10 protein-coding genes and 2 tRNA genes are annotated in these 12,507 nt (G+C 53.1%); 11 read left to right on the top strand and 1 reads right to left on the bottom strand.

The features are described 5' to 3' along the window. The first annotated feature begins 1 nt into the window (after position 1). Positions 2–334: a preprotein translocase subunit SecG gene (secG, locus tag ACMGG5_RS03260; RefSeq protein ID WP_023309338.1), complete on the top strand. Its 333-nt coding sequence runs from the start codon at positions 2–4 to the stop codon at positions 332–334. A 9-nt stretch (positions 335–343) separates the two neighbouring features. Beyond that, a tRNA-Leu gene (locus ACMGG5_RS03255) sits at positions 344–430 on the top strand. Positions 431–582: 152 nt separating this feature from the next. Here ACMGG5_RS03255 and argG read toward each other — a convergent pair. Beyond that, positions 583–1,929: an argininosuccinate synthase gene (argG, locus tag ACMGG5_RS03250; RefSeq protein ID WP_024906366.1), complete on the bottom strand. Its 1,347-nt coding sequence runs from the start codon at positions 1,927–1,929 to the stop codon at positions 583–585. Between the two features lie 287 nt (positions 1,930–2,216). On the opposite strand from argG, the gene ACMGG5_RS03245 reads away from it, so the two are divergent. The 9 genes from ACMGG5_RS03245 to nlpI all read left to right on the top strand — a co-directional run bounded on the left by ACMGG5_RS03245 (position 2,217) and on the right by nlpI (position 12,438). Next, positions 2,217–2,293 (top strand) — tRNA-Met (locus ACMGG5_RS03245). A gap of 207 nt (positions 2,294–2,500) precedes the next feature. Further along, complete coding sequence (rimP, locus tag ACMGG5_RS03240) at positions 2,501–2,953, top strand: ribosome maturation factor RimP (protein WP_014833432.1); 453 nt, start codon at positions 2,501–2,503, stop codon at positions 2,951–2,953. Between the two features lie 28 nt (positions 2,954–2,981). Beyond that, a complete protein-coding gene (gene nusA, locus ACMGG5_RS03235; protein ID WP_003861798.1) occupies positions 2,982–4,484 on the top strand; it encodes a transcription termination factor NusA in 1,503 nt (500 codons plus the stop codon). 24 nt (positions 4,485–4,508) lie between these two features. Beyond that, positions 4,509–7,196: a translation initiation factor IF-2 gene (gene infB, locus ACMGG5_RS03230; protein ID WP_048992084.1), complete on the top strand. Its 2,688-nt coding sequence runs from the start codon at positions 4,509–4,511 to the stop codon at positions 7,194–7,196. An 89-nt stretch (positions 7,197–7,285) separates the two neighbouring features. Further along, positions 7,286–7,690 (top strand): 30S ribosome-binding factor RbfA, encoded by a 405-nt coding sequence (gene rbfA, locus ACMGG5_RS03225; RefSeq protein WP_003024988.1) that lies wholly within the window; start codon positions 7,286–7,288, stop codon positions 7,688–7,690. Continuing rightward, positions 7,690–8,640 carry a tRNA pseudouridine(55) synthase TruB gene (truB, locus tag ACMGG5_RS03220; RefSeq protein ID WP_048992082.1) on the top strand — a complete coding sequence of 317 codons (951 nt, stop codon included), beginning with the start codon at positions 7,690–7,692 and terminating at the stop codon, positions 8,638–8,640. Before rbfA ends, truB begins: the two co-directional genes overlap by 1 nt. A gap of 154 nt (positions 8,641–8,794) precedes the next feature. Continuing rightward, positions 8,795–9,064: a 30S ribosomal protein S15 gene (gene rpsO, locus ACMGG5_RS03215; RefSeq protein WP_003861789.1), complete on the top strand. Its 270-nt coding sequence runs from the start codon at positions 8,795–8,797 to the stop codon at positions 9,062–9,064. 242 nt (positions 9,065–9,306) lie between these two features. Then, entirely contained in the window at positions 9,307–11,445 is a 2,139-nt protein-coding gene (pnp, locus tag ACMGG5_RS03210) for a polyribonucleotide nucleotidyltransferase (RefSeq protein ID WP_024906369.1), read from the top strand. Between the two features lie 108 nt (positions 11,446–11,553). Continuing rightward, positions 11,554–12,438, top strand: coding sequence for a lipoprotein NlpI (gene nlpI / locus ACMGG5_RS03205; protein WP_023309331.1), 885 nt, complete (start codon positions 11,554–11,556; stop codon positions 12,436–12,438). Positions 12,439–12,507: the final 69 nt, after the last annotated feature.

Here is a 12,507-nt window from a genome sequence, read left to right as displayed (position 1 = left end):
TATGTACGAAGCTCTTTTAGTTGTTTTCCTTATTGTAGCCATCGCTCTCGTAGCGCTGATTATGCTGCAGCAAGGTAAAGGCGCTGATATGGGAGCCTCCTTCGGAGCAGGCGCTTCCGGTACGCTGTTCGGTTCAAGTGGTTCTGCGAACTTCATGACCCGCACAACGGCGATTCTGGCTACGCTGTTCTTCATCATCAGTCTGGTGCTTGGCAATATCAACAGCAATAAGACCAGCAAAGGAAGCGAGTGGGAAAACCTGAGCGCGCCAGCGAAAACTGAGCAGACTCAGCCAGCTGCACCGGCTAAGCCAACCAGCGATATCCCGCACTAAGTATTCTGTACCGAGGTGGTGGAATTGGTAGACACGCTACCTTGAGGTGGTAGTGCCCTAACGGGCTTGTGGGTTCGAGTCCCATCCTCGGTACCAATATTCCAGAAGAAAGACGTCGAAAGACGTCTTTTTTTTCGTCTGTATATTGTGGTAGCGGGCAAAATGGCGGGTGGCGCTGCGCTTACCCGCCCTACAAATACCAAATAAAAAGGCGCCTGTTGGGCGCCTTTTGCATGTCTTGCTGTCGATTACTTCTTATCGCTGTGTTCCAGGTTTTCAACCTGCGGTAGGCCGTTACCGGAGCTGGCGGAGAGCAGGCCATTCTCAACATAGTTGAACAGCTTCTCACGTGTATCGGTGATGTCCAGATTACGCATGGTCAGCTGACCAATACGATCGTCTGGTGAGAACACAGATTCACCTTTCTCCATAGTCAGACGCTCTGCTTTATAGGTCAGGTTGTCAGACACGGTGTTCAGGATGGAGTAGTCGTTACCGCGACGCAGTTCCAGCGTCACTTCACCGGTGATCGCGCTTGCCACCCAACGCTGCAGCGCATCACGCAGCATCAGCGCCTGTGGATCGAACCAGCGGCCCTGATACAGCAGTTTGCCCAGCTGACGGCCATGAGAGTGATACTGCTCAATGGTGTCTTCGTTGTGAATGCCGGTCAGCAGACGCTCGTAAGCGATGTGCAGCAGCGCCATTCCCGGGGCTTCATAAATGCCACGGCTTTTCGCTTCGATGATACGGTTTTCAATCTGATCGCTCATGCCCAGACCGTGACGACCGCCAATACGGTTAGCTTCCAGCATCAGCTCAACATCGTCAGAGAAGGTTTTACCGTTCAGCGCAACCGGATGGCCGCGCTCGAAACGTACGGTCACCTCTTCCGCCTGGATTTTGACGTTCTCGTCCCAGAACTTCACGCCCATGATCGGGTTAACGATCTTCACGCTGGAGTTCAGGAATTCCAGGTCTTTCGCTTCGTGCGTTGCACCCAGCATGTTGGAGTCGGTGGAATAGGCTTTCTCGACTGACATCTTATAGTCGAAACCGCAGGCGATCATAAACTCGGACATCTCATGACGACCACCCAGCTCGTCGATGAAGTCGGTGTCCAGCCATGGTTTGTAAATCTGCAGCTCGGCGTTGGTCAGCAGGCCATAACGATAGAAACGTTCGATATCGTTACCTTTATAGGTGCTACCGTCACCCCAGATGTTGACGCCGTCTTCTTTCATCGCCGCAACCAGCATGGTGCCGGTGACCGCACGGCCCAGCGGGGTGGTGTTGAAATAGGTCAGACCGCCGGTGGTGTTATGGAATGCACCACACTGAATAGCCGCGATACCTTCCGCGACAAGTTGCTTACGGCAGTCAATCAGGCGCGCGTTCTCTGCACCATACTCTTTAGCGCGACGAGGAATGGCATCATAGTCGTCCTCATCCGGCTGACCCAGGTTCGCAGTATAGGCATACGGAACCGCTCCCTTCTGGCGCATCCACAGCAGTGCAGCGCTGGTATCCAGGCCACCTGAGAAAGCGATGCCAATACGTTGTCCTACCGGAAGATGCTTGAGAATCGTCGTCATAGAATAAAACCCTGCTTGATTGACTGATTAGAGACCGCTTTCGCTCTCTTGTGCATTTTTATGCAAAATAAGTGAGTATTCATTTAATCATCTTTTGGCGAAGACCGGAAGAGAGTCATGCGTTTTTTGTAAAAATTTTGGTCTGATCGATCTGGCGGAAGTCGCCTTGACAGGTGGGGTCAACTATCAATATACTAAACGCCGATTTTACGTCCCGTCTTCGGTACCAAATCCCAGCATTATTTGCAAATTCTGTCCAAAACGCGTAGAATTTGCCACGTTTCAGGCGCGGGGTGGAGCAGCCTGGTAGCTCGTCGGGCTCATAACCCGAAGGTCGTCGGTTCAAATCCGGCCCCCGCAACCACTTTCCCATAAAGTTCTTTTTCAAATATACTGTGAAGACTTAGAGCCTTCGTAGCTGGATTTGAAAAAATTCTTTCGGAAAGTGCTCCAGGCCACAGTTGTGGCTATAGGGTTCAGTTATCTAAAGCCCCGATTTATCGGGGTTTTTTGTTATCTGACTACAGAATAACTGGGCTTTACGCCCTTTTTTTATGTCTTGGGGGTGGGCTTGTCCACATTAGAGCAAAAATTAACAGAGATGATTACTGCACCGGTCGAAGCACTGGGCTACGAACTGGTCGGCATCGAATTCGTTCGCGGCCGTACATCGACGCTGCGCATCTATATTGATAGTGAAGATGGCATCAATGTTGATGATTGTGCTGATGTCAGCCACCAGGTGAGTGCGGTTCTTGATGTTGAAGACCCGATTACCGTTGCGTACAACCTGGAAGTTTCCTCACCTGGCCTCGATCGCCCGATGTTCACGGCCGAGCACTATGTGCGCTTTACCGGTGAAGAAGTGGCTCTCGTTCTGCGTATGGCCGTACAGAACCGCCGTAAATGGCAGGGAATTATCAAAGCCGTTGATGGTGAAATGATCACGGTGACAGTCGAAGGCAAAGATGAAGTGTTCGCGCTGAGTAATATCCAGAAGGCGAACCTGGTTCCCCACTTTTAACAGTCTGGATTGAGGTGAAAAGCCCGCGATGAACAAAGAAATTTTGGCTGTTGTTGAAGCCGTCTCCAACGAGAAATCACTGCCGCGTGAAAAGATTTTTGAAGCGCTGGAAAGTGCACTGGCTACAGCAACCAAGAAAAAATACGAACAAGAGATCGATGTTCGCGTAGAAATCGATCGTAAAAGCGGTGACTTCGATACATTCCGTCGTTGGGTAATCGTAGAAGAAGTGACCCAGCCGACCAAAGAGATCACCCTGGAAGCCGCCCGTTTTGAAGACGAAAGTCTGAACGTGGGTGACTACGTTGAAGATCAGATTGAATCTGTGACCTTCGACCGTATCACCACCCAGACCGCTAAACAGGTTATCGTGCAGAAAGTGCGCGAAGCCGAGCGCGCGCTGGTTGTCGATCAGTTCCGCGATCAGGAAGGCGAAATCATCACCGGCGTGGTGAAGAAAGTGAACCGCGACAATATCTCCCTGGAGATCAAATCCGAAGGGTTGCCGGGTAACGCTGAAGCCGTGATCCTGCGTGAAGATATGCTGCCGCGTGAAAACTTCCGTCCAGGCGACCGTATTCGCGGTGTTCTGTACGCCGTTCGCCCTGAAGCGCGTGGCGCACAGCTGTTCGTGACCCGTTCTAAACCAGAAATGCTGGTAGAACTGTTCCGTATCGAAGTACCGGAAATCGGTGAAGAAGTTATCGAGATTAAAGCGGCGGCTCGCGATCCGGGCTCCCGTGCGAAAATTGCGGTGAAAACCAACGACAAGCGTATCGACCCGGTCGGTGCTTGCGTCGGTATGCGCGGTGCGCGTGTCCAGGCAGTTTCTACTGAGCTGGGCGGCGAACGTATTGATATCGTTCTGTGGGATGACAACCCGGCGCAGTTCGTGATCAACGCAATGGCTCCGGCTGATGTGGCGTCTATCGTTGTTGACGAAGACAAACACACCATGGATATCGCTGTTGAAGCGGGCAACCTGGCGCAGGCAATCGGCCGTAACGGCCAGAACGTACGCCTGGCGTCACAGCTGAGCGGCTGGGAACTCAACGTGATGACCGTTGATGACCTGCAGGCTAAGCATCAGGCTGAAGCCCATGCGGCGATCGACACCTTCACTAAATACCTGGATATTGACGAAGACTTCGCCACTGTTCTGGTTGAAGAAGGTTTCTCTACGCTGGAAGAACTGGCCTATGTGCCAATGAAAGAGCTGCTGGAAATTGACGGTCTGGATGAACCAACCGTTGAAGCCCTGCGTGAACGCGCTAAAAACGCACTGACCACCCTGGCACTGGCTCAGGAAGAAAGCCTTGGCGATAAGAAGCCGGCTGATGACCTGCTGAATCTGGAAGGTCTTGATCGTGCGATTGCGTTCAAGCTGGCTGCCCGTGGTGTTTGTACGCTGGAAGATCTCGCTGAGCAAGGCGTTGATGACCTGGCTGATATCGAAGGTTTAACCGACGAGAAAGCCGGCGAGCTCATCATGGCCGCACGTAATATTTGCTGGTTCGGCGACGAAGCGTAATAAACTGTAGCAGGAAGGAACAGCATGACTGATGTAACTGTAAAATCGCTGGCTGCTGAGATTCAGACCTCCGTGGACCGCCTGGTACAGCAATTTGCTGATGCAGGGATCCCGAAGTCCGCTGATGACTCGGTGACCGCGCAAGAAAAACAAACCTTGTTAACGCACCTGAACCGTGAACACGGTTCTACGCCTGACAAGTTAACGCTGCAGCGCAAAACGCGTAGCACGTTAAACATCCCTGGTACCGGTGGCAAAAGCAAATCGGTACAAATTGAAGTCCGCAAGACGCGCACCTTTGTAAAACGTGATCCGCAAGAGGCAGAACGCCTTGCCGCGGAAGAGCAGGCACAGCGTGAAGCGGAAGAACAAGCTCAGCGTGAGGCGGAAGCAGCCGCCAAACGTGAAGCAGAATTAAAAGCTGAACGTGAGGCCGCAGAAAAAGCGAAACGCGACGCAAGTGATAAAGTGAAGCGTGACGCTGCGGAAAAAGACAAAGTGAGCAATCAACAGACAGACGAAATGACCAAAACCGCCCAGGCTGAAAAAGCCCGCCGTGAAAATGAAGCTGCCGAGCTGAAGCGTAAAGCGGAAGAAGAAGCCCGCCGTAAGCTGGAAGAAGAAGCTCGCCGCGTCGCCGAAGAAGCGCGCCGTATGGCAGAAGAAAACGAGAAGAATGGTGTGAATACCGTTGAGCCGACTGAAGACACCAGCGACTATCACGTGACCACTTCTCAGCATGCGCGTCAGGCTGAAGATGATAACGACCGTGAAGTGGAAGGCGGTCGTGGCCGTGGCCGTAATGCAAAAGCTGCGCGTCCGGCGAAAAAAGGCAACAAGCACGCTGAATCCAAAGCTGATCGTGAAGAAGCACGCGCGGCTGTTCGCGGTGGTAAAGGCGGCAAGCGTAAAGGTTCCGCTCTGCAGCAGGGCTTCCAGAAGCCTGCTCAGGCCGTTAACCGTGACGTTGTGATCGGCGAAACCATTACCGTTGGCGAACTGGCGAACAAGATGGCGGTTAAAGGCTCTCAGGTCATCAAAGCGATGATGAAACTGGGCGCCATGGCGACCATCAACCAGGTGATCGATCAGGAAACCGCACAGCTGGTTGCTGAAGAGATGGGCCACAAAGTTATCCTGCGTCGTGAAAACGAGCTGGAAGAAGCAGTAATGAGCGACCGTGATACTGGCGCTGCGGCTGAACCGCGTGCACCGGTTGTGACCATCATGGGTCACGTTGACCACGGTAAAACCTCTCTGCTTGACTACATTCGTTCTACTAAGGTTGCCTCGGGTGAAGCGGGTGGCATTACCCAGCACATCGGTGCATACCACGTAGAAACTGACAACGGTATGATCACCTTCCTGGATACCCCAGGCCACGCCGCGTTTACCTCAATGCGTGCTCGTGGTGCTCAGGCGACGGATATCGTTGTTCTGGTTGTTGCCGCAGACGACGGCGTGATGCCACAGACCATCGAAGCTATCCAGCACGCGAAGGCTGCAGGTGTGCCAGTTGTGGTTGCAGTGAACAAGATCGATAAGCCAGAAGCGGATCCCGATCGTGTTAAAAACGAACTTTCCCAGTACGGTATCCTGCCGGAAGAGTGGGGCGGTGAAAGCCAGTTCGTACACGTGTCTGCGAAAGCGGGTACCGGTATCGACGAACTGCTGGACGCGATCCTGCTGCAGGCCGAAGTTCTGGAGCTGAAAGCCATCCGTAACGGTATGGCGAGCGGTGCGGTAATCGAATCCTTCCTGGATAAAGGACGTGGCCCGGTTGCTACCGTTCTGGTTCGTGAAGGTACACTGCATAAAGGCGATATCGTTCTGTGCGGTTTCGAATACGGCCGCGTTCGTGCGATGCGTAACGAACTGGGTCAGGAAGTGCTGGAAGCGGGTCCGTCCATTCCAGTGGAAATCCTGGGTCTGTCCGGTGTTCCGGCTGCCGGTGACGAAGTGACCGTTGTGCGTGACGAGAAGAAAGCGCGTGAAGTGGCACTGTACCGTCAGGGCAAATTCCGTGAAGTTAAACTGGCTCGTCAGCAGAAATCTAAACTCGAGAACATGTTTGCCAACATGACCGAGGGCGAAGTTCACGAAGTGAACATCGTTCTGAAAGCCGACGTTCAGGGTTCTGTGGAAGCGATCTCCGACTCCTTGCTGAAACTGTCTACCGACGAAGTGAAAGTGAAGATCATCGGTTCGGGCGTAGGTGGTATCACCGAAACCGACGCTACCCTGGCTGCTGCCTCTAACGCTATCCTGGTTGGCTTCAACGTTCGTGCGGATGCGTCTGCGCGTAAAGTGATTGAATCCGAAAGCCTGGATCTGCGTTACTACTCCGTCATCTATAACCTGATCGACGAAGTGAAGGCCGCGATGAGCGGTATGCTGTCTCCTGAGCTGAAACAGCAGATTATCGGTCTGGCTGAAGTACGTGACGTGTTCAAATCACCGAAATTCGGTGCGATCGCGGGCTGTATGGTGACCGAAGGTAACATCAAGCGTCACAACCCAATCCGCGTACTGCGTGACAACGTGGTTATCTACGAAGGCGAGCTGGAATCCCTGCGCCGCTTCAAAGATGACGTTAACGAAGTCCGTAACGGCATGGAATGTGGTATCGGTGTGAAGAACTATAACGACGTTCGCGTTGGCGATATGATCGAAGTGTTCGAGATCATCGAAATTCAGCGTACCATCGCTTAATTACCGATTGTAAGCCGGGATCGCCTCGCGCCACCCGGCAATAATTTCAAAAAGGGGCTTTAGCCCCTTTTTTGTCTGGAGAATTTATTATGGCGAAAGAATTTGGTCGCCCTCAGCGCGTAGCGCAGGAAATGCAGAAAGAGATCGCACTCATTCTGCAACGTGAAATTAAAGACCCGCGTGTCGGCATGATGACCACCGTTTCCGGTGTCGAAATGTCCCGTGACCTGGCCTATGCCAAAGTGTTCGTCACCTTCCTGAACGATCAGGACGAAGCGGCAGTGAAAAACGGCATTAAAGCGCTGCAGGAAGCCTCTGGTTTTATCCGCTCCCTGCTTGGCAAAGCGATGCGCCTGCGTATCGTGCCTGAACTGACCTTCTTCTACGACAACTCGCTGGTCGAAGGTATGCGTATGTCCAACCTGGTGACCAGCGTGGTTAAACATGACGACGAGCGTCGTGTTAACCCGGCGGACGACAGCAAGGAGGACTAATGAGTCGTCCTCGTCGTCGTGGTCGCGACGTGCATGGTGTGCTGCTGCTGGATAAACCCCAGGGCGCTTCCAGCAACGACGTGCTGCAAAAAGTTAAGCGTATTTATAACGCCAACCGTGCGGGCCACACCGGCGCGCTCGATCCGCTGGCAACCGGCATGCTGCCGGTCTGCCTGGGAGAGGCGACAAAGTTTTCCCAGTACCTGCTCGACTCCGATAAGCGCTACCGCGTTATCGCTAAACTGGGCCAGCGCACGGATACCTCCGACGCGGATGGCCAGGTGGTAGAAGAGCGTCCGGTGACCTTCAGCGCGGAACAGCTTGATGCTGCGCTGGAGAGCTTCCGTGGGGACACGATGCAGGTGCCGTCGATGTATTCGGCGCTGAAGTATCAGGGAAAAAAACTCTACGAATATGCGCGCCAGGGCATTGACGTCCCGCGTGAAGCCCGTCCGATAACCGTGTATGAGCTGCTGTTTATTCGCCACGAAGGCGATGAGCTTGAGCTGGAAGTGCACTGTTCGAAAGGGACCTATATTCGCACCATCATCGACGATCTCGGTGAAAAGCTGGGCTGCGGCGCACATGTGATTTACCTGCGTCGTCTGGCGGTGAGCAAGTACCCGGTAGAGCGGATGGTGACCCTGGAGCAACTGCGCGAGCTGGTAGAACAGGCGGAAGTGCAGGGGATCGCGCCGGCAGATTTGCTGGATCCATTGCTGATGCCGATGGACAGTCCGGCAGCGGACTTCCCGGTTGTTAATCTTCCTTTAACATCCTCCGTTTACTTTAAGAACGGCAACCCGGTTCGTACGGCGGAAGCGCCGCTGGAAGGACTGGTACGCGTGACCGAAGGTGACGAAGGGAAATTCATCGGTATGGGCGAAATGGATGGTGAAGGGCGCGTTGCGCCGCGTCGTCTGGTCGTCGAGTATCCGATCGAAGCATGACGGTGATGACGGCTCACCTTGCGATAAGCAGGGGAGACGAGTAGAATATCGCCGCTTAACGCCTGGTAAATTGTTTAACAATCTGCGGGGCGTACATGGGGTCGCTGAATTAGAGATCGGCATCCTTACATTCTTTATACTTTGGAGTTTGAAAATGTCTCTAAGCGTTGAAGCTAAAGCTAAAATCGTTTCTGAGTTTGGTCGTGGTACTAACGACAGCGGTTCTACCGAAGTTCAGGTTGCACTGCTGACTGCACAGATTAACCACCTGCAGGGTCACTTTGCAGAGCACAAAAAAGATCACCACAGCCGTCGTGGTCTGCTGCGTATGGTTTCTCAGCGTCGTAAACTGCTCGACTACCTGAAACGTAAAGATGTTGCACGCTACACCGCGCTGATCGAGCGTCTGGGTCTGCGTCGCTAAGTCTTGCGAGTTTCAGAAAAGGGGGCCTGATGGCCCCTTTTTTCAACCAGACGGCAGCAATTCACTGGAAACTATTGTATTGTTGCTATAAATGATCTTCATTGCAGAGGTTCGCGCGGCTAATGAGAGGCTTCACCCATGGGGGTGTTGGTTGTCATTAGTCGCGAGGATGCGAAGAAGGTCGGGTTAAATCGACAGCACACCGGTGGTGTGCTGTCAAACATTTAAGAAAGGACAGAACTTTGCTGAATCCGATCGTTCGTAAATTCCAGTATGGTCAACATACCGTCACGCTGGAAACCGGCATGATGGCTCGTCAGGCTACTGCTGCCGTTATGGTAAGCATGGATGACACTGCGGTATTCGTTACCGTTGTTGGCCAGAAAAAAGCTAAACCAGGTCAGGACTTCTTCCCGCTGACCGTTAACTACCAGGAGCGTACCTACGCTGCCGGTAAAATCCCGGGTGGTTTCTTCCGTCGTGAAGGCCGTCCAAGCGAAGGCGAAACCCTGATCGCGCGTCTGATTGACCGCCCGGTTCGTCCACTGTTCCCGGAAGGCTTCGTTAACGAAGTACAGGTTATCGCGACCGTTGTTTCCGTTAACCCGCAGGTTAACCCGGACATCGTAGCGATGATCGGTGCGTCAGCTGCCCTGTCGCTGTCTGGTATTCCATTCAATGGTCCAATCGGTGCCGCGCGCGTTGGCTACATCAACGACCAGTACGTGCTGAACCCAACCCAGGAAGAGCTGAAAGAAAGTAAGCTGGACCTGGTGGTTGCGGGTACTGAAGCGGCTGTACTGATGGTTGAATCCGAAGCTGAACTGCTGAGCGAAGACCAGATGCTGGGCGCTGTGGTATTTGGCCACGACCAGCAGCAGATCGTTATCCAGAACATCAACGACCTGGTGAAAGAAGCCGGTAAACCACGTTGGGACTGGCAGCCAGAAGCGGCAAACGACGCGCTGAACGCACGCGTTGCTGCACTGGCAGAATCTCGTCTGAGCGATGCATACCGCATCACTGACAAACAGGAGCGTTACGCTCAGGTTGACGTGATCAAGTCTGAAACTATCGCGACCCTGGTTGCGGAAGATGAAACGCTGGACGCTAATGAACTGAGCGACATCCTGCACGCTATCGAGAAAAACGTTGTTCGTAGCCGCGTACTGGCAGGCGAGCCGCGTATCGATGGCCGCGAAAAAGACATGATCCGTGGTCTGGATGTGCGTACTGGCGTTCTGCCACGTACTCACGGTTCCGCGCTGTTCACCCGTGGCGAAACGCAGGCGCTGGTTACCGCGACCCTGGGTACTGCACGTGATGCGCAGATCATCGACGAACTGATGGGCGAGCGCACTGACAGCTTCCTGTTCCACTACAACTTCCCTCCGTACTCCGTAGGCGAAACCGGTATGGTTGGCTCGCCGAAGCGTCGCGAAATTGGTCACGGTCGTCTGGCGAAGCGCGGCGTACTGGCAGTCATGCCAGAAGCAGACAAATTCCCGTACACCGTACGTGTAGTGTCTGAAATCACCGAATCCAACGGTTCCTCTTCCATGGCTTCCGTGTGTGGTGCCTCTCTGGCGCTGATGGATGCAGGCGTGCCAATCAAAGCCGCCGTTGCGGGTATCGCAATGGGCCTGGTGAAAGAAGGCGACAACTTCGTTGTACTGTCTGACATTCTGGGTGACGAAGACCACCTGGGCGATATGGACTTCAAAGTAGCGGGTTCCCGCGAAGGTATCTCTGCACTGCAGATGGATATCAAAATTGAAGGTATCACCAAAGAGATCATGCAGGTTGCTCTGAACCAGGCTAAAGGTGCGCGTCTGCACATCCTGGGCGTGATGGAACAGGCGATTAACGCGCCGCGTGGCGACATTTCTCAGTTCGCTCCACGTATCCACACCATCAAGATCAATCCAGACAAGATCAAAGATGTTATCGGTAAGGGCGGTTCCGTAATCCGTGCGCTGACCGAAGAGACCGGTACCACCATCGAAATCGAAGATGACGGTACTGTGAAGATCGCAGCAACCGATGGCGAGAAAGCGAAATTCGCGATCCGTCGCATCGAAGAAATTACTGCAGAAATCGAAGTGGGCCGTGTCTACGCAGGTAAAGTGACCCGTATCGTTGACTTTGGCGCGTTCGTTGCCATCGGTGGCGGTAAAGAAGGTCTGGTTCACATCTCTCAGATCGCTGACAAGCGCGTTGAGAAAGTAACTGATTACCTGCAGATGGGTCAGGAAGTACCGGTGAAAGTTCTGGAAGTTGATCGCCAGGGCCGTATCCGTCTGAGCATTAAAGAAGCAACCGAGCAGTCTCAGCCAGCTGCTGCGCCAGAAGCACAGGCAGCAGAACAGCAAGGCGAGTAAGTTGCCATTTGCCCTCCGCTTTGCGGAGGGCCTATTATCAGGCAGGACGCCTTGTTAAGCCGCCGGGGGACAGGACGTTCATCCAATAGTTGTCTTCGGGAGTGGGAAATGAAGCCTTTTTTGCGCTGGTGTTTCGTTGCGACAGCTTTAACGCTGGCAGGATGCAGCAACTCTGCCTGGCGTAAGAGCGAAGTCCTCGCAGTGCCATTGCAACCGACTTTGCAGCAGGAAGTGATCCTGGCACGCATGGAACAAATACTTGCCAGTCGGGCTTTAACCGATGAAGAACGCGCACAGCTTTTATATGAGCGCGGAGTGTTGTATGATAGTCTCGGTCTGAGGGCATTGGCGCGAAATGATTTTTCACAAGCGCTGGCTATCCGACCTGATATGCCTGAAGTATTCAATTACTTAGGCATTTATTTAACGCAGGCAGGCAATTTTGATGCTGCCTATGAAGCGTTTGATTCTGTACTTGAGCTTGATCCAACTTACAACTACGCGCACTTGAATCGCGGTATCGCATTGTATTACGGCGGTCGTGATAAGTTAGCGCAAGATGATCTGCTGGCGTTTTATCAAGACGATCCTAATGATCCTTTCCGTAGCCTGTGGCTTTACATCGTTGAGCGGAAGCTCGATGAGAAGCAGGCAAAAGAAGCACTGAAACAGCGCTTCGATAAATCGGACAAGGAACAGTGGGGATGGAACATTGTCGAGTTCTACCTGGGCAACATTAGCGAAGCAACGCTGATGGAACGCCTCAAGGCGGACGCAACGGATAACACCTCGCTCGCTGAGCATCTCAGTGAAACCAACTTCTATTTAGGTAAGTACTACCTAAGTCTGGGGGATATGGACAGCGCTACGGCACTGTTCAAATTAGCGGTTGCTAACAACGTACACAACTTCGTTGAGCACCGTTATGCATTGTTGGAATTATCGCTCTTGGGCCAGGAGCATGACGACCTGGCAGAATCGGACCAGCAATAGCTGACGACAGAAACATCAGCCCGTAATCTTTTGATTGCCATCACCTTAACTGGTGAGGGCGTTGTTGTT

This window comes from Enterobacter sp. BNK-34, assembly GCF_048684445.1.
Lineage (GTDB): Bacteria > Pseudomonadota > Gammaproteobacteria > Enterobacterales > Enterobacteriaceae > Enterobacter > Enterobacter pseudoroggenkampii.
Note: the sequence above shows the minus strand (reverse complement) of the source record. Positions and strands in the feature narration are given on the sequence as shown.